Here is a 17,487-nt window from a genome sequence, read left to right as displayed (position 1 = left end):
AACCTCCTAGATTGATAGATGTTAATTAAATGCCGCCGCCATGTTCGTGAAGCGAACGTTCTTCTTCGGCGACCGTTTTTTTAAGCTGATGACGCCAAGCGTCGCCAAGCAGACGCTCAAGATGGCGATGACCGTATAGACGTCGCTGTCAAACAGCAGCTTGACGAATCGGAATGGCGTCCGATTCATCAGCGACGCCCATCGAGGCCGCCGCGCCGCTCGCCTCGATGTTCATGGCGAAGAAAAAGGATGCGATCAAAGCAATGGCAAGGAGCATATCGTTTTTCTCTCCTTAAGCGAGATGAAGACCGCATTCCGTCTTCCCTTGGCCGGCCCAGCGCCCGGAGCGCAAGTCGTTCGGATCTGTAGCCGGCGTCGTGCACGGGGCGCAGCCGATGCTCGGGTAGCCGTGGTCATGAAGTACATTGTACGGAAGGTTGTGTTGATACACGTAATTCCATACATCCTTCCACGTCCAGTGAATGAGCGGACAAACTTTAATAGAACGGAATTTGTCGTCTTTGTTGATGTACTCGACATGCCGCCGCGTCGGCGATTGTTCGCGGCGCAAGCCGGAAATCCACGCCGTCACCCCGGTCAGCACCTCGCGCAGCGGAATGACTTTGCGCAGCTCACAGCATTTGTTCGGGTCGCGTTTCCAAAGCTCGTCGCCAAATTGCGCCTTTTGTTCTTCTAACGTTAGGCGCGGCTGTTTCATCACGATGCGAAGCGCCGGATATTTCTCTTTCACTTTTGCGATCGTATCATACGTCTCCCGGAAATGCAGACCAGTGTCCAAAAATACGATTTCCGCATCCGGCTTGACTTGGGAGATGAGATCAATAAGCACGATCCCCTCAACACCGAAGCTGCACGCGTATACGATCTCATCGCCGTATTCGCGATACGCCCAAGCGAGGACGTCAAGAGCCCCTTTTGTTTCATTATCGAACGGAAAAGACGGTTTTTCCGCCGTTTCCCACTGATCATACGTGAGCATCGGTTTCTCCTCCTCATAAAATCAAAGAAAATCCACATAATTAGTCGGATATATAGCGGCCAAACGGCAATTCGGCGGCAAAAATCCTTCCTTGCATTAACCAGAAAGAGCGGGAGAAAGGGCGCCCCTTATTTTACTAAAGATCTTCTTTAGCTGGAATTGGCACTTTGCTATAGGTGGCAGGTTGTCGGAGTTCATTGAGCCAATTCCTCCCTCACTCCCGAGCAACGTATGCAACGCATGTCATTTAATTGATTAAAATTTTAGCACAATTGACGATAATGTCAATCATAGTTTTTCGATAGGAATTGTTTTTATGCGAAACAGCTGCATTGCCTGCCTAGCAGCAGATGGGAACGTTATTTTTTGCGCAGGCTTCCGAGCTCTTCGACAATCGCCTGCATTTCGCTTGGGCTGAACGTCTCGCGTTTCATCACCATCTCGTAAATGTCTCTCAATTCATCGTACCATTCCTCGGAAAAATGGGACGGCTTGATGGCATCCAAGTTCAGCACTTTCAACTTTTGCTTCAGCTGTTCGATCATGTAGGCGACGTTTTCCGCCGACCGTTTTGATAAATCCATTGGTTTGCTCCTTTCATGGCAAGTTACTATGTATTGTACCATAGGTGCAGGAAGAATGGGGAGAGATTGCATGGCTTGCTTTTCTGATGAAAAACGGATGATGTGGTAAAATGTAGGTGCACATGCATAGTGCCAGTGTAGAAGGTTGGTGAAACACCGCGTTTTCTTCAAAATGGTTGTCGTGAACGCGCGGAAGAGTTGTTGATCCATTCGCGAAAGCTCCCCCCTGGAGTGTTTTTTCGTTACATCACCGACCTTCCTTCTAGGGCCAAAAAGGGGCTAGATGAAAAGGAAAGAAGGAAAACTAACGGTGGAAAGCACCGTGGACATAGCGAGAGGGGTGGCTGTTTGGATGATTAAAGTGCTGTTTGTTTGTCTTGGAAACATTTGCCGATCGCCGATGGCGGAAGCGGTCTTCCGCCATTTGGTGAAAGAGCGGGGGCTTGACGGGCTGATTGTCGTTGATTCGGCGGGAACAGGCAGCTGGCATGTCGGTGAGCCGCCGCATGTGGGGACAAGAAGGGTTTTGACTGAAAACAAGATCGACTACTCCGGCATCCGCGCCCGGCAAGTGAACCACCGTGACTTGGAAGAATTTGATTACATCATCGCCATGGACGCAGCCAACTTGAACGATTTGCGCCGATTGGCTGGCTCCCGTTCGAAAGCGGTGCTCGCCCGGTTGCTTGACTTTGTTCCCGACCGGGAAAAAGACGATGTGCCTGATCCGTATTATACCGGGAATTTTGCCGAAGTGTATCGCCTCGTCCGCTCGGGGTGCGAGTATTTGCTTGAGAGGATCATCCGCGACCATCGGCTTGGTGCGGAGGAAACAAAATGACTTTGAGGGCGGTGCACCTGTCTTGGGAAAAACGGGGAAGGAGGGCGGCCGATGGTCGTAAATTTGGCGTTCATCCGTGAGTTGGCCCGCCGTTTTACGGAAGATGAAATCCCGCGCTTGTCGGCGGAATTGGCGTATTACTTTCTTCTGTCGCTCTTTCCGTTTTTGCTGTTTTTAATGACGCTATTAGCGTATTTGCCGATTCCGCACGAAGATGTTCTCGAAGTTGTGCGACAATATGCGCCGAAAGAGGCGCTTCACCTGATTGAGGCGAACGTTCGCCGCCTCATGGACGAGCAAAACGGGGAGTTGCTGTCGTTAAGCATCATCGGCGCCATCTGGTCGGCCTCCAACGGCATGAGCGCCATTATGCGGGCGTTCAACCGTGCCTATGATGTGGAGGAAGACCGCCCATTTTGGGTGGCCCGCAGCTTGTCGGTCGTGTTGACGCTCGGCATGATCGTCGTTATTGTTGTCGCCCTCGTGCTTCCGGTCTTCGGGCGGATGATCGGACTGTTTTTGTTCTCTGCTCTCGGGTTGTCGCAACAGTTTTTGGATGTTTGGAATGCGTTCCGCTGGGTGACGAGTTCGCTGTTACTGTTTGCCGTCTTTACTGCCCTTTATTATTTCGCGCCGAACAAACAGCTTCGCTGCGTCAACGTCGTGCGCGGCGCGCTGTTTGCCACTGCCGGCTGGATTGCGACGTCGCTGGCGTTCGCGTATTATGTCAACAACTTTGCCAACTACACGGCGATGTATGGCAGCCTTGGCGGGATGATCGTGTTGATGGTTTGGTTTTATTTGTCCGGCATGATTCTTGTCTTAGGGGGGGAACTCAACGCCATGTTTGACTGTGAGCGCGAAGGGAAAAGATGGCAGCGTTAGCATGCATAAACGGTGCCGAGACGGGATATCGTAACAATGCAGGGGATCTTGGCATAGGGGGGATCAAGGTGACGAAACATACGAAAAAAGACGGGGGCACGAAGCAAAAAGGAAAAAACAGACCAAAGCATAAGACGAGTGGCAGCGCCAACGGCCAAAACGGCTATCATTGAAAGAAACTGTCTCAAAAGGTGGTTCTTCGTTCAACATAGCACAACATATCGTGTTCCGGCAGTTGTTTTAATGCGTATATACGGCAATCAAAAAAGGTGTCCCTCCCCTTTGGGGACACCTTCTTTCATGCAAACGCAGGCACATCGAGCCGCCGCCGCTTTATTCAACGATTTCTTCGTGATGGTGGTAATAGCGCTCATAAATGTATTCAATTTCTGCATCGGTCATATAGGCGAGTTCCTCGCGCGACAATCCCCGCACTTTTTCGATAAACTCAATCATATTTTTCCGTTCCGTTCTGCTCATGATCGCCACTCCTTTATACTGTTTTAAAACAGAAACTTGATATCTTGATCTTATTATATAACAGAAAGAACAAAATGGTCAACGATTTTTTTGAAAAAAATAAAAAATAAAAAACAAGAAAACGGTCAAGCTGCTGTTTCCTGTTCCCGGCGGCTGACGAGGCAAATGGCCGGAACGAGGAGGACAGCGCTGACCGCAAGGAAAAAGGCGTGAGCAGAGAGATCAACCACGCTGCCGGAAAGCGGCGGGCCTGTCATGCTGCCGAGACTGTATAGCATCCCGCACAACAGATTGCCGGCGGGAAGCAGCTCTTTCGGCAACAGGTCGGTCATATAGGCGATGCCGAGCGAGAAGAGCGAGCCGGTAAACATGCCAGCGGTGAACAAACAGGCAGCCAACCCAACCGTGGACGCACCGACAGTGAGGGCAATCAAAAAACAACCGGCGCCGGCCAAGAGTGCACCGGTGATGATCTCGCGCCGCCCGAACCGATCGCTGAGCGCTCCGAGCGGAAGCTGAAAGATGATGCCGCCGAATGAGAAACAAGGCAAAATGAAGGCGATTTGTTCTGCGCTCATCCCCTCGCGCAAGGCGTACAACGGAAAGATGGAATGAACGGCCGCTTCCAAAAAACCGTAGGTAAACGGCAACAAAAGCGCTGGCCACGCCTGTTTCCAAGCGCCAATAAACCGACCGGCCGTCGACGAAGAACGTTCAAGCGGCTTTGGTTTTTCGTTCGGCAGCCAAAAGACGCCGATCCAACCGGCGAAACTAAGGAGAGCGGCTAAATAAAACGGAAGCGCCTTCTCGACCGAAGCGAGTGAAGCTAACAGCGGGCCGATGGTGAAGCCGAGGCCGAACGCCCATCCATACAGCGACAATCGCCGTCCGCGCTCAGCCGGCGGCGAAAAGTCAGTAATCCACGTTTGTGTCGCAAAATGAAGCATATGATCGCCGATGCCGATGGCAAAGCGAAGAACAAGCCAAAAGAAAAGTGAAGGAAAAAGTGGAAAAAGAATAAGCGAACATATTACAATGAAACCACCAAGGAGAATGAGGAGCCGATAGCCATAGCGTCTCAGCGGCCGTTCCAAAAATGGCGAAATGGCCAAGACGCCGATATACAGGGCGGCGGCGTGCGCCCCGTTAACGGACGAAGAGACGCCGTTTTCATCAAGAAGCATCGCCAAAAGCGGCAGCAACATCCCTTGCGACAGACCAGAGACGGCGACAATCCCGGTTAAGATGGCAAAACGCATCGTGCATCCCCATTTCAGTTGAAATCGCCGGCCGATCAAACAAGCGAGGCCGGATGTTTCCCAGGGCGAATGAATGCCCTTATCCATCGTACATAGAAACGGCGGTCAATGCAACGAAAACAATCAAGAGGAAAGGTGGAAGAGAAATGAACAAGGTGTTTGCTTGGATGACATGGATCGGCGTGCCGGTGTCGGTCATCGGCGGGTTTCTTCATTGGCCGACTGTCTTGATGTTTGTGCTGTACTGTTTGACGATCATTGCGCTCGCCAGCTATATGGGGCGAGCGACGGAAAGCTTGGCGATCGTCGCCGGACCGCGCATTGGCGGGCTGTTGAACGCGACGTTTGGCAACGCGGTCGAGCTGATCATTTCCATTTTTGCCTTGCAGGCTGGACTCGTTGACGTCGTGCTCGCTTCCTTAACCGGTTCGGTGCTCGGGAACTTGCTTTTGGTGGCTGGGCTATCGTTTTTTGTCGGCGGACTAAAATATAAGCGGCAAGAATTCAACATTTATGATGCTCGTCATAATGCCGGGCTGCTGACTTTTGCCATCTTCATCGCCTTTGTCATTCCGGAAGTGTTTACCATGCATATGAATCACAGCGAACAAGTTGCGTTGAGCGTTGGCATTTCGATCATCATGATCTTGCTTTACGCCGCCGCCCTTTATTTCCGGCTTGTCACCCATCGCGGCGTATATCAGCATAAATCAGAAGAAGTGGAAGAAGATGAAGAGCCCGAATGGGGCAAAGGGAAAGCGACCGCCATTTTGGCGCTGGCGACGGTTGCGGTCGCCTATTTATCGGAACGGCTCGTTCACACGTTTGAAACGGTCGCCGAGTCATTCGGCTGGAGCGAGCTGTTTATCGGGATCATCATCGTGGCCATCGTCGGCAATGCGGCGGAGCACGCTTCCGCGGTTATTATGGCGTACAAAAACAAAATGAATGTCGCGGTGGAAATTGCCGTCGGCTCGACATTGCAAATCGCCATGTTCGTTGCGCCGGTGCTTGTGCTCGTTTCGCTTTTGTTTCCGGAAAAAATGCCGCTTGTCTTTTCACTTCCTGAGCTGGTGGCGATGGCTGCTTCCGTGCTTTTGATGATCGTGCTGTCAAATGATGGTGATACGAACTGGTTTGAAGGGGCGACGTTGCTCGCTGCCTATACGATCATGGGCATCGGTTTTTACTTGCTGTAAGTGACTGCATCCGGGCGTTCGCCGTCCGGGTGCTTTTTTTTTTGCGGGCGCGGGAAATGGAGCGCCAAACGGGGAAAATTTTCGCCGCCGCGGATAAACGGCGCATTTTGAAAGAAACTAACAGTGAATAACGTGGGAAGAAAGGAGTGAAGACGATGAAAAAGTGGGCTGTTTCGCTGTTCGTGAGCGTGCTTCTTCTTTATGCGGCGGCGTTTTCGGCGCTGGCGGCTGCCGGCAAACCGGCGCCCGGTGCGGTGATTGATATATCGAAAGAAAATACGTATCCGAACCCGACGCAAGATTTGCCGCATTTGGAACCAAGCTCGTTTACAAAACAGCTGTTAAGATCGGCGAATGTGAAAATTGAGAATCCCGAATTGATCCATCTCTTTAATGAATCTTCGGCGACCGACACGCCATGGGCCGTTGGCTTCAGGGCGACGATTTATTTAGGCCAATGGCCGCTCAATTATCAGTCGATCGAAACGTCGACGAACTGGGAATATCAAAAGGTCAACACGAATTTCCTTGATAACCGCGGCGGCGATACGGCGCAAAAGTTGTACTATAAACAAGAAATGCAAAAATACGTCCGCGGCGGGTTGACGGTGAAAGTGCCGAATGAAGACGCGGTTAAGCGGATGATGTTAAACAAAGCGATGGAAAAGACGAACTTGCCGCTCTCTTTCAGCACGGTCGTCGGCCTTGGCACGAAAAAAGACCAACCGTACAACGTACCGGCGAAAAAAATAGGTTATTTGTACGCGTACGCTCCGGCGGTGAATGAAAAAGGGAAAGTAACATACGGGGAAGTGTACGTCGTGCTCAAAGGAAACAAAAAGAAAATTGTCGTCAAAAACGTGACGACAAGAGGGGTTGGGGCGTGGATTCCGGTGCAGGATCGCCTGTACATGTCGTATGTGGTGAGTGAACAGCCAAGATAAAACGTCAAGGAAAAGCTCCTTGACGTTTTTTATCGGCCAATGCGCGCGGACCGCTTCGTAAAATCGACGCCGCGGTAATACGTCTGCTTCACAAGGACGTTCGGTCCGAGGCAGCGTGCCGACGGGCAGTGGCAAAGAAGCTCCCTAGCAAGCTTTGAGCGCCGCCATTTGTCATACACGTCTGGCAGCGAATCGTGAATGATGTTGCCAAGCGGCGGTTCATCACCGAAATCGGTGACGATGACATCGCCGGTGAAAATATTGACATTGAGCCGTGAACGTCCGTCCGGATCGTTGCGCACGGTGACGTTTTTGCTTTCATACAGCCGCTTCAATAGGCGCACATCTTCTTCGTTGTCGCTGCACGGGTAAAACGGCAGCGTGCCAAACAGCATCCAGACGTTTTCGTCGCGAATGTCAAGCAAATGGTGAATCGCTTCGCGCAATTCGTCCAAGCTCAATGTCTCTAAAGCGCTGGCAAAATCGCTCGGATACATCGGATGGATTTCATGGCGCCGGCAGCCCATTTCCTCGACAACTTGGCGGTGGATTGTTTCCAAATGGCGGACGGTCCGTTTGTTTAACATCGTTTCCGCGGATACCATCACGCCGGCATTTGCCAGCGCTTTTGCATTGTCAAGCATGCGCTGGAAGTATTTCTCGCGTTGGGTGCGCGTCGGCTTCCGCTCCATCATGGCAAAACCACCTTCGACAAAGTCGTCGACCGTCCCCCAGTTGTGCGAGATATGGAGCACATCCAAATACGGAATGACTGGTTCATAGCGAGACAAATCCAACGTCAAGTTCGAATTAAGCTGCGTCCGCACCCCGCGCTCGTGCGCGTAGCGGAGAAGGGGAACGACGTATTGTTCGACGGATTTTAATGACAGCATCGGCTCGCCGCCGGTGATGCTTAATGACCGCAAATGCGGAATTTCCTCGAGCCGGCGGAGCAACATGTCAAGCGGCAGCGCCTCGGGATCTTTCATTGTCAACGTATAGCCAACAGCACAATGCTCGCAGCGCATATTGCAAAGCGTCGTTGTGGTAAACTCAATATTCGTTAGTTGTAGTTTTCCATATTCTTCAATATCGACGTACGCTTCCCAAGGGTCATACGCCGGCGTAATGGCTGGCATGGTGGATGAACGCATCGCTTTCTCCTCTCTCCATGACAAAGTCCTATGGTTCATTATTAGCCGCCTTAGCAACGCTTGTCAATCGTTTTAGCTGCTTTGCATCTACCCTATTCGTATGATGAGAATAAAACCATGATGAGGTCAAAAAGAAAGATTTTTTACACAACGCTGGAAAACGGAGTATAATAGAAAAAGATGGGACAACCGCATCTGGACGATAAACAGGGGAAGGGGCGTTTGCACAAATGGAAAAATTCCAGCAAAGCATGTATGACTTGATTGTGGAAACATCTACGAAGCTGCCAAAGGATGTCCGTCGAGCGATCGCTCGGGCGAAAGTGCGCGAAAACGCTGGCACGCGGGCGGCCATGGCGCTCAATACGATCGTCGAGAACATTCAGATGGCGGATGAAAACGTGTCTCCCATTTGCCAAGACACCGGCTTGCCGACGTTTAAAATCAAAGTGCCGGTCGGCGTCAACCAAATCGAAATGAAAAAAGCGATTCGGGCCGCCATTGCCGAAGCGACGAAAAACGGCAAACTGCGCCCGAACTCGGTCGATTCGCTCACCGGCAAAAACAGCGGCGACAACTTGGGAGAAGGTGTGCCGGTCATCAAATTTGAACAATGGGAAAACGATTACATTGACGTTCGCCTCATTTTAAAAGGCGGCGGCTGTGAAAACAAAAACATTCAGTACAGCCTGCCGTGCGAACTCGAAGGGCTCGGCCGCGCCGGCCGCGATTTGGACGGCATCCGCAAATGCATTTTGCACGCGGTGTACCAAGCGCAAGGGCAAGGGTGCAGCGCCGGCTTTATCGGCGTCGGCATCGGCGGCGACCGCTCGTCTGGCTATGAGTTGGCGAAAGAGCAGCTGTTCCGTCCGGTCGATGATGTCAATCCGATTGAAGAATTGCGCCAACTCGAAGAATACATTATGGAAAACGCCAACAAACTTGGCATCGGCACGATGGGGTTTGGCGGCGAATCGACGCTGCTTGGCTGTAAAATCGGCGTTATGCACCGCATCCCGGCGAGCTTCTTCGTTTCGGTCGCCTACAACTGCTGGGCGTTCCGGCGCATGGGCGTGAAAATCGATCCGGCGACTGGTGAGATCATCGAATGGCTGTACCAAGACGGCGAAGACGTCGATTTTGCAAAAGAGTTGGAAAAAGCGGAAGCAGCCGCGGCGCTTGAACAAGGCGACACACGCGTCATCGACCTTGTTCCGCCGCTGTCGGAAGAACAAGTGCGCCAGCTTCGCGTCGGCGACGTCGTCCGCATCAGCGGCGTCATTTACACCGGCCGCGATGCCATTCATAAATATTTGATGGACCATGACGCGCCGGTCGACTTGAACGGGCAAATCATTTATCATTGCGGTCCGGTCATGTTAAAAGATGAAGAAGGCCGCTGGCACGCCAAAGCAGCCGGCCCGACGACAAGCATCCGTGAAGAGCCGTACCAAGGCGACATCATGAAAAAATTCGGCGTCCGTGCTGTCATCGGCAAAGGCGGCATGGGCGCGAAGACGCTGCAAGCGTTAAAAGAACACGGCGGCGTGTACCTAAACGCCATCGGCGGCGCAGCGCAATATTACGCCGATTGCATCAAATCCGTGGAAGGCGTTGATTTGCTGGAGTTTGGCATCCCCGAAGCGATGTGGCATTTGCGCGTCGAAAACTTCACTGCTGTTGTCACGATGGATTCGCACGGCAACAGCTTGCATGAAGATGTGGAAAAATCGTCGCTTGAAAAGCTGGCCCAGTTCAAAGAGCCGGTGTTCAAGTAAGAGGGAGAGCTGAATTTCAAGCACATGGCTATTGGTATTCACAAGCTGATCCCGTTTTCTTCTCTGTCCCCAAAGCGCTCGCTTTTGGGGCTTTTTTTTGCAAAAAATGGCGCGCGTAAAGCGGTCAGGGGTGAAAACAATAAGAAAGAGGAAAAGATGGCGGCTAAGGAGGAACTAGGCATGAGATGGCTCATTTCTCTCGTTTTAGCGCTCGCGCTTTTTCCCGCCCCTGCTTTTGCCATAAGCAATGCGCCGATCCATTGGGGATTTAAGCGAAGCGAAAATCACGAACCCCCATCGGCGGGAAAAAAGCTCGATGAGCTGCTCGCCAAATATGACGCCTTTTATTTAGGCGACACGAGTAAAAAAACGATCTATTTAACATTTGACAACGGGTATGAAAACGGCTATACGGCGCAAATTTTGGACGTGTTAAAGGAAAAACATGTGCCAGCCGCCTTTTTTGTCACTGGTCATTATTTGCAAACGGCCCCCGATTTAGTCAAGCGGATGGCAGCGGAAGGGCACATCATCGGCAACCATTCATGGCACCATCCCGATTTGACGGTGGTGAGCGATGAACGGCTGCGGGAAGAGCTGGAAAAGGTAAGGGAAAAGACAAAAGAGCTGACTGGACAAAAAGGAATGATGTACCTTCGCCCGCCGCGCGGCATTTTCAGCGAACGGACGTTATCTCTCGCCCGCGACCTTGGCTATTATCACGTCTTTTGGTCGCTTGCGTTCGTCGACTGGCAAACCGACCGCCAGCGCGGCTGGCAATATGCTTACGACCAAATCATGAAACAAATCCATCCGGGGGCGATTTTGCTGTTGCATTCCGTGTCCAAAGACAATGCCGAAGCGCTGCCGAAAGTGATCGACGATTTACGCAAACAAGGGTACACGTTCGCCAGCCTTGATGACCTTATGGCTAAAAAGACCGGCCTTCATCCGTGGCTGTTTCGCCCATAAGCCGCTTTCATCACTTGAGCACAAAAGCGGTACGAAACGTTGTGTGTTGGACCATTCGAAAACCCGCCTCGTTCTGTCAACCGAACCATATGCCGCTGCCTCGTCCTGCCAACAAGTTGGTTCGACGGGGCGTTTTTCGTTATAATAGGGGCACGGACAAATGAGAAAGGTGAGAACGATGTGGAAACGAACGATCACCGTGCCGGCGCCGTATGATTTCGCCCACGCGCTTGAACGGCTTGCGCTGGATCCGCTCCTGTCAGTTGATTTGAAGCAGCGGCGCATCACCGTGCCGCTTCATCTCGATGGTTTAAAGGTGCCGGTCGTGATTGAAAGCATCGGCACAAAAGATGATCCTCGCTTTGTCGTCTCCGCACCGCATCCGGAGCGGCAGGAAGACATCATCGAGCGCGTCTCTCATTTATTTCAATGGCGGACGCCGCTCGCTCCGGTGTATGATCATTTTCGCGCGACCGAGCTGGCGCCGCTGTTTGCCGAGTATGAGGGGCTGCCGCTTGTGCTCGATTTTGACTTGTATTTTTGCCTAATGAAATGTTTGATCCACCAGCAGCTGCATTTAAAAGTCGGCTATCGGCTGACGGAACGGTTTGTGAAAACGTTCGGTGAGGAGCGGGACGGCGTTTGGTTTTACCCGCGCCCGGAAGAGGTGGCCGCCCGTTCGTACGATGACTTGCGCGCCTTGCAGCTGAGCGGGCGGAAAGCCGAATATATCGTCGATGTGTCGCGCCTCATTGCCGAGGGGGAGCTGCGGCTTGACGAACTCGGGCAGATGGAAGATGGCGAGGTGATGGAGAGGCTGACCGCCGTGCGCGGCATTGGTCCGTGGACGGTGCAAAATTTCCTCCTCTTCGGCCTCGGCCGCCCAAACGTCTTCCCGCCGGCGGATATCGGCTTGCAGCGGGCGGTCGAAAAATGGTTCGGGCTTCCGAAGCGGCCGACCACAAAAGAGATGGCGGCGCTTAGCGAGCGGTGGAAGCCGTACGCCAGCTATGCGGCGCTTTATTTATGGCGAAGCATTGAATGAGAGGGACTGATATGGCAAAGCAACAAACGAACATCAAAATCAAAAAAGGCAAGCAATTTCCCGTGACGATTCAACGGATCGGCATTAACGGCGAAGGGGTCGGTTATTTCCAAAAACAAGTCGTCTTCGTCCCCGGCGCCTTGCCGGGTGAAGAAGTCATCGTTGAGGCGACGGACATCCACCCAACCTACGCCGAGGCGAAAATCAAACGGATCCGCAAGCGCTCGCCAAACCGCATCAAGCCGCCATGCCCGCTCTATGACCAGTGCGGCGGCTGCCAGTTGCAGCACTTGGCGTACGAGGCGCAGCTCGAGGCGAAGCGCGACATTGTCATCCAGGCGCTCCGCCGCCATGCTCGGCGCCTCGATGTCGACAAGCTTGACATCCGCCCGACGATCGGCATGGACAACCCGTGGCATTACCGAAACAAAAGCCAGTTTCAAGTTGGAATGAAGGAAGGGAAGGTGCTCGCCGGGCTGTACGGCATCAACTCCCACCGGCTCATCGATTTATCGGAATGCCGCATCCAGCATCCGCAAACGACGCGCGTCACGAACATCGTGAAAACGATTTTGCAAGACTTGCGCATCCCGATTTACAACGAGCGGACAAGAACGGGCGTCGTGCGGACGATCGTCGTCCGCGCCGGCTTCCATACGGGCGACATTCAGCTTGTGCTTGTGACGGCGACAAAAGACATTCCGCGCAAAGAGCTGTTGATCGAGGAAATCCGCCGCCGTCTTCCAGAAGTGAAATCGATCGTGCAAAACATCAATGGCGAAAAAACATCGCTCATTTTCGGCGACGAGACAGAAGTGCTCGCCGGCGACGAATACATTCAAGAAACGCTCGGCGATTTGTCGTTTGAACTGTCGGCGCGCGCCTTTTTCCAGCTCAACCCGTTGCAGACGGTGAAATTGTACGACGAAGTGAAAAAAGCGGCCGCCCTCACCGGAACGGAGCGGATCGTTGACGCTTACTGCGGCGTCGGCACGATCGGTTTGTGGCTTGCTCGCGATGCCAAAGAAGTGCGCGGCATGGACACGATTCCGGAAGCGATCGAAGACGCACAAAACAACGCCAAAAAGCATGGTTTCACCAACACGCACTATGTCGTCGGCAAAGCCGAATATTGGCTGCCAAAATGGGTGAAAGAAGGCTGGAAGCCGGACGTCATCATCGTCGACCCGCCCCGCGTCGGCTGCGACCGGGCGCTGCTTGAAACGATTCTCCGCGTCCGCCCGAAAACGGTCGTCTACGTCTCATGCAACCCGTCCAGCCTCGCCCGCGATCTCGATGCCTTGGCCGCACAATACCGCGTCGATTACATCCAACCGGTGGACATGTTTCCGCACACGGCGCATGTGGAAGCGGTGGCGAAGTTGTGGCTGAGTGTGTAAACCCAAAATAAACTCGTTCCACTCAGAAAATACTCGTTCATGAAGAAAAATAAAGTTGAACTTTGGATGATTTTTACTGGAAAAAAACATCGGCCATCCCCCGCTCCTTATGGGAAAAGAAGTGGGAGAGAAAAAGCAGTGAAATCATTGAAATATCAAGGAAAATCGAATAGGAATGGGGAACAAATAAAAGGGAAGAAGCGGGAGAAATCATCCGTTCTTCCTTTTTTCAGGAATCGAAATAAAGTTGGGGTTGTTGAGAGAGGACGATCGTACTCATCAAGTGAAACGTTTGCCTAGCCCATTACTAAATAAGAATCCCTTCTAACAGGGGCTCGCCGTTAGAAGGGATTTTTTATTGAAAAAATAGAACGCTGGTCGCTTCTGATTTAGCACAAGGGAAGCTGGGTCATGATATCTTGGTCAAAAATACGCCTCCAGTCGTAGACAAAATATATCTACAGAACATGAAGGAAAGCAGGTTGTCTGCGGTACGATGGAAGACGAAAGGAGGCAAAAAGGATGGGAAAAAAAATCGGGATGCTGCTCGCCGGAGCCATTGCTGCGCTTGTTTTGCTGTTTCATCTTGGGCCGCTTGTCGGGCTAGCGATCACGCTGGCGGTATTGTACTATGCGTTCAAGAAATACTTGAAAGCCCCATCGACGTTCGGGAAAATCGTGTGGGCATTGATTGGCTGTGCAGCGTTAGTTGTCAGCGCTTCGAATGTGCCGGCGCTCATCGCGCTTGTCGCGGCGTATGTGTTGTATGTCGTGTATAAAAAATGGAATGGGGTGAAAGACGAGCGCGCCGTTCCAGAAGCAGACGACCCGTTTGTCAACTTTGAAAAACAGTGGGCTGAGCTGCAAAAGCATTATTCATGAAATCAATGGAAAAGGAGCGAATCGATGATGAGTGTGTTCTCTCAACGGATTGGTACAAGCGCTATGCATTGAGAGTGTGCTATGTCGAACGCGATTCATTTTTTGATAGGGAGTAGGTGTTCTGTGAACACCAAAACCGCTCCGTTTCATCAAGATGAACATGGAAGATGAAACGGAAGCGGTTTTTGACGTGCGGTGGACAGGGAAAATGGCTGGCTAACTGAGAGGGGTTACGCTTGCTTGGTCAGTTGGCGAAGTTTTCGGTCGTGGTGGAGCACTTTTGTTGTCAACACTTCGACCGAGGCTTGAGTGTCTGCTAGTTCTTCTTCAAGGTGATCGATTCGTTCGTTCAGTTGTCTGTTCATCTGTTGCATTTCCTCACGAAGGGAGTCGATTTTGGCCTCAAGCCGGGTCTCAACAGCGCGGATTTCTGCCCGGAGCTGTTGCCCCATTTCTTGCATCTCGCTGCGGAGTTGTTGTCCCATTTCTTGCATCTCGTTGCGGAGCTGTTGTCCCATCTCTTGCATTTCATGGTGCAGTCGTTGCTCCATTTCCTGCATTTTCGAGCTAATTTTGTCAGAATGCTGTTCGAGCGCTTGAAGCACCGCTTGAATGATTGTTTTCTCTTCCACTTTTTCTCACCTCCTCACAAGTATTATACAAAGAAACGGGGCGAGAAAGAAAGAGAAAATATGGTGGTTTTCGTCGAACGTTGACGGTTCGTTTTTGGTTTAGGATCGCGCGTTTTCGGTTTATCATGTCGCCCGCTTTGCTGTACAATAAACTCATATAAAAAGGCTGTTTTGGCCGCAAAGGAGATGACGATATTGGATGCAGGATGGAAGTTCGACAACAGTTATGCAAGGCTGCCGGAGCGCTTTTTCAGCGAAGTCCTCCCCACGCCGGTGCGCGCGCCGAAGCTTGCGGTGTTCAATCGTTCGTTGGCTGTCAAGCTTGGGTTGAATGAGGAAGCGTTGCGAAGTGAAGATGGGGTGGCTGTGTTCGCTGGAAACCAAATTCCAGACGGAGCTGAGCCGCTGGCGCAGGCGTATGCAGGGCATCAGTTCGGTTATTTTACGATGCTTGGCGACGGACGGGCGGTGTTGCTTGGCGAGCACGTCACCCCAAGCGGCGAGCGGGTGGACATCCAGCTGAAAGGATCGGGCCGGACGCCGTATTCGCGCGGCGGCGATGGGCGGGCGGCGCTTGGGCCGATGCTGAGGGAGTACATTGTGAGCGAGGCGATGCACGCGCTTGGCATCCCGACAACGCGAAGTCTTGCGGTCGTCACAACGGGAGAGACCATTATGCGCGAAACCGAGCTGCCTGGGGCGATTTTAACCCGCGTCGCCTCGAGCCATCTGCGCGTCGGGACGTTTCAATACGCGGCGCAATGGGGGACGATAGAGGAGTTGCGCGCTCTGGCCGATTATGCGCTCTGGCGCCATTTTCCTGGCTTTGAGGAGGCCGAAAACCGCTATTTGTTTTTGCTTGAACAAGTGATCGAACGCCAAGCGGAATTGATCGCGAAATGGCAGCTTGTCGGCTTTGTCCACGGGGTGATGAACACCGACAATATGACGATCAGCGGGGAAACGATCGACTATGGGCCGTGCGCGTTTATGGACACGTATAGCCTGGCGACGGTGTTCAGTTCGATTGATACGGAAGGGCGGTATGCGTACGGAAACCAGCCGTACATCGGGGGCTGGAATTTGGCAAGGTTTGCGGAAAGCTTGTTGCCGCTGCTTGATGAGAATGAAGAAAAAGCGATCGCGCTTGCCCAAGGGGCGCTTGACCAATATCCGAAGCGGTACCACCGCCATTGGCTTGACGGGATGAGAGCGAAACTTGGCTTTGCCGAAGAGCAGGAGGGGGATCAGGAGCTTATTGCGGATTTATTGCGGCTGATGGAGGTGCACCGCGCTGACTATACGAACACGTTCCGGGCGTTGACGTTAGGTGAGTATACGGGGATGGCGCTGTTTGATTCCTCTGAGTTCCGCGAGTGGCACGAGCGCTGGCAAACAAGGCTCAGCCACGAACCGGTGTCAAAGAAAGAAGCGTATGAGCGGATGCGCCGCCATAATCCGGCTGTGATCCCACGCAACCATCGGGTCGAAGAGGCGCTTGCTGCTGCGGTCAACTGCGGCGATTACAGCGTGATGGAGCGTTTCCTTGAAGCGTTGGCCGACCCGTACGCCTACTCGCCGGAGCAAGAGAAATACGCCGAGCTGCCGCCACCGTCTGACCGCCCGTACCGGACGTTTTGCGGGACGTGATGAAGAGGGGGGATTTGCGGCTCCTTTTTTACTGGGGCGCTTTGGTTTAGCGGCAAAGGTGAAACGAATCCTCCTTTGCATCGCCTAATTTCCATAGAGGTGTTGCCAATGAAGCGAAATGTTCTGCTTTTCGCCGCGGCGGGGATGCTGTTTGTGTGTGCCGCCATCCTGCATCTCAAGCCGTTTGAGCCAGACAAAACGAGAGAGCCAAAGGCATCCACATCGTTTCACCAGCACATCATCATCCGCAATTCGGCCGATGAGCCGCTTTTGCCTAGTGTGAAACAAGCAGGGGCGATGGAAACAAACAGAGAGCCGCAACCGTTGCCTAACGTCGATTTGGGCGATCCGGTCGTAATCACGAAAATGCCACATGTCGACGCAATGAAGGTGCCTTGATTGGCGTGCATGGTTTTCCACAACCGAAAATCGATCATGCGGCAGGGGAAAAGGGGCTGGGCAGGAGCCCCTTTTTTCTTTTTCCTCTTTACTTTCGCGTTGCGTCAAGGTGTATCGTCATGAATAGGGAGGTGAGGAACATGGAATATACGGTGCATGAGCTGGCGAAACTGGCGAGGATAACGAGCCGGACGCTCCGGTATTATGATGAGATTGGTTTGTTGAAACCGGCGCGGTTGAGCGAAGCCGGGTATCGGCTGTACGGGCCGCGGTGAAGTCGATCTTTTGCAGCAAATCCTCTTTTACTGCGAGCTCGGGGTTGATTTTGCAGGGTGAAAAACAGCTAATCGATCGGCTGCTTGCCTTGTTCGAAGGCAGGCTGA

Annotated in this window: 19 protein-coding genes, 1 pseudogene and 1 riboswitch; of the genes and pseudogenes, 12 read left to right on the top strand and 8 right to left on the bottom strand. The window is 52.5% G+C overall.

Going from position 1 to position 17,487, the window contains the following annotated elements:
• Positions 1 to 21 precede the first annotated feature (21 nt).
• The 4 genes from BRO54_RS19310 to BRO54_RS03715 all read right to left on the bottom strand — a co-directional run bounded on the left by BRO54_RS19310 (position 22) and on the right by BRO54_RS03715 (position 1,584).
• Positions 22 to 189 carry a hypothetical protein gene (locus BRO54_RS19310; protein WP_239691195.1) on the bottom strand — a complete coding sequence of 56 codons (168 nt, stop codon included), beginning with the start codon at positions 187 to 189 and terminating at the stop codon, positions 22 to 24.
• Positions 149 to 277 carry a phosphate transporter gene (locus BRO54_RS03725; protein ID WP_033024698.1) on the bottom strand — a complete coding sequence of 43 codons (129 nt, stop codon included), beginning with the start codon at positions 275 to 277 and terminating at the stop codon, positions 149 to 151. Before BRO54_RS03725 ends, BRO54_RS19310 begins: the two co-directional genes overlap by 41 nt.
• A gap of 15 nt (positions 278 to 292) precedes the next feature.
• The gene (locus tag BRO54_RS03720) at positions 293 to 1,000 is read right to left on the bottom strand and encodes a phosphoadenylyl-sulfate reductase (protein WP_033024699.1); all 708 of its coding nucleotides are present in this window, start codon (positions 998 to 1,000) and stop codon (positions 293 to 295) included.
• A gap of 125 nt (positions 1,001 to 1,125) precedes the next feature.
• Positions 1,126 to 1,230, bottom strand: a riboswitch (SAM riboswitch).
• A gap of 129 nt (positions 1,231 to 1,359) precedes the next feature.
• Complete coding sequence (locus BRO54_RS03715) at positions 1,360 to 1,584, bottom strand: DUF1128 domain-containing protein (protein ID WP_011229922.1); 225 nt, start codon at positions 1,582 to 1,584, stop codon at positions 1,360 to 1,362.
• A 352-nt stretch (positions 1,585 to 1,936) separates the two neighbouring features.
• Between BRO54_RS03715 and BRO54_RS03710 the strand changes: the two genes are divergently transcribed.
• Both BRO54_RS03710 and BRO54_RS03705 read left to right on the top strand, forming a co-directional pair.
• Entirely contained in the window at positions 1,937 to 2,425 is a 489-nt protein-coding gene (locus BRO54_RS03710; protein ID WP_033024743.1) for a low molecular weight protein-tyrosine-phosphatase, read from the top strand.
• Between the two features lie 51 nt (positions 2,426 to 2,476).
• On the top strand, positions 2,477 to 3,310 hold the full coding sequence (locus tag BRO54_RS03705) for a YihY/virulence factor BrkB family protein (RefSeq protein WP_033024700.1): 834 nt from the start codon (positions 2,477 to 2,479) through the stop codon (positions 3,308 to 3,310).
• Between the two features lie 333 nt (positions 3,311 to 3,643).
• Here the strand turns inward: BRO54_RS03705 and BRO54_RS03700 are convergent, their stop codons facing one another.
• Positions 3,644 to 3,790 carry a BH0509 family protein gene (locus BRO54_RS03700; protein ID WP_011229925.1) on the bottom strand — a complete coding sequence of 49 codons (147 nt, stop codon included), beginning with the start codon at positions 3,788 to 3,790 and terminating at the stop codon, positions 3,644 to 3,646.
• Positions 3,791 to 3,915: 125 nt separating this feature from the next.
• The gene (locus tag BRO54_RS03695) at positions 3,916 to 5,049 is read right to left on the bottom strand and encodes an MFS transporter (protein WP_033024701.1); all 1,134 of its coding nucleotides are present in this window, start codon (positions 5,047 to 5,049) and stop codon (positions 3,916 to 3,918) included.
• 146 nt (positions 5,050 to 5,195) lie between these two features.
• Between BRO54_RS03695 and cax the strand changes: the two genes are divergently transcribed.
• On the top strand, positions 5,196 to 6,248 hold the full coding sequence (cax, locus tag BRO54_RS03690; RefSeq protein ID WP_033024702.1) for a calcium/proton exchanger: 1,053 nt from the start codon (positions 5,196 to 5,198) through the stop codon (positions 6,246 to 6,248).
• 155 nt (positions 6,249 to 6,403) lie between these two features.
• Positions 6,404 to 7,192, top strand: a complete 789-nt coding sequence (locus BRO54_RS03685) for a YfkD famly protein (protein ID WP_033024703.1) — start codon at positions 6,404 to 6,406, stop codon at positions 7,190 to 7,192.
• A gap of 29 nt (positions 7,193 to 7,221) precedes the next feature.
• On the opposite strand, the gene yfkAB is transcribed toward BRO54_RS03685, so the two are convergent.
• Positions 7,222 to 8,346, bottom strand: a complete 1,125-nt coding sequence (yfkAB, locus tag BRO54_RS03680; protein WP_033024704.1) for a radical SAM/CxCxxxxC motif protein YfkAB — start codon at positions 8,344 to 8,346, stop codon at positions 7,222 to 7,224.
• 230 nt (positions 8,347 to 8,576) lie between these two features.
• On the opposite strand from yfkAB, the gene BRO54_RS03675 reads away from it, so the two are divergent.
• The 5 genes from BRO54_RS03675 (at position 8,577) to BRO54_RS03655 (ending at position 14,423) form a co-directional block, all read left to right on the top strand.
• Complete coding sequence (locus BRO54_RS03675; protein ID WP_033024705.1) at positions 8,577 to 10,124, top strand: fumarate hydratase; 1,548 nt, start codon at positions 8,577 to 8,579, stop codon at positions 10,122 to 10,124.
• A gap of 180 nt (positions 10,125 to 10,304) precedes the next feature.
• Entirely contained in the window at positions 10,305 to 11,096 is a 792-nt protein-coding gene (gene pdaA, locus BRO54_RS03670) for a delta-lactam-biosynthetic de-N-acetylase (RefSeq protein ID WP_033024706.1), read from the top strand.
• A 178-nt stretch (positions 11,097 to 11,274) separates the two neighbouring features.
• Entirely contained in the window at positions 11,275 to 12,141 is an 867-nt protein-coding gene (locus BRO54_RS03665) for a DNA-3-methyladenine glycosylase family protein (RefSeq protein WP_074043170.1), read from the top strand.
• Entirely contained in the window at positions 12,138 to 13,541 is a 1,404-nt protein-coding gene (gene rlmD, locus BRO54_RS03660) for a 23S rRNA (uracil(1939)-C(5))-methyltransferase RlmD (RefSeq protein WP_074043169.1), read from the top strand. Before BRO54_RS03665 ends, rlmD begins: the two co-directional genes overlap by 4 nt.
• Positions 13,542 to 14,063: 522 nt before the next feature.
• Complete coding sequence (locus BRO54_RS03655; RefSeq protein ID WP_033024709.1) at positions 14,064 to 14,423, top strand: lmo0954 family membrane protein; 360 nt, start codon at positions 14,064 to 14,066, stop codon at positions 14,421 to 14,423.
• A 230-nt stretch (positions 14,424 to 14,653) separates the two neighbouring features.
• Here BRO54_RS03655 and BRO54_RS03650 read toward each other — a convergent pair whose 3' ends face one another.
• Complete coding sequence (locus tag BRO54_RS03650) at positions 14,654 to 15,055, bottom strand: hypothetical protein (protein WP_033024710.1); 402 nt, start codon at positions 15,053 to 15,055, stop codon at positions 14,654 to 14,656.
• Between the two features lie 186 nt (positions 15,056 to 15,241).
• Between BRO54_RS03650 and BRO54_RS03645 the strand changes: the two genes are divergently transcribed.
• From BRO54_RS03645 to BRO54_RS03635, 3 genes and pseudogenes are all read left to right on the top strand, one after another.
• Complete coding sequence (locus BRO54_RS03645; RefSeq protein WP_176202396.1) at positions 15,242 to 16,705, top strand: protein adenylyltransferase SelO; 1,464 nt, start codon at positions 15,242 to 15,244, stop codon at positions 16,703 to 16,705.
• A 108-nt stretch (positions 16,706 to 16,813) separates the two neighbouring features.
• Positions 16,814 to 17,104, top strand: coding sequence for a hypothetical protein (locus BRO54_RS03640; RefSeq protein ID WP_033024711.1), 291 nt, complete (start codon positions 16,814 to 16,816; stop codon positions 17,102 to 17,104).
• Between the two features lie 119 nt (positions 17,105 to 17,223).
• Positions 17,224 to 17,428 (top strand): annotated as a pseudogene (locus BRO54_RS03635) (MerR family transcriptional regulator); the annotation flags it as partial.
• Positions 17,429 to 17,487 lie beyond the last annotated feature (59 nt).

It is taken from the genome of Geobacillus proteiniphilus, from assembly GCF_001908025.1.
Classification (GTDB): Bacteria; Bacillota; Bacilli; order Bacillales; family Anoxybacillaceae; genus Geobacillus; species Geobacillus proteiniphilus.
Note: the sequence above shows the minus strand (reverse complement) of the source record. Positions and strands in the feature narration are given on the sequence as shown.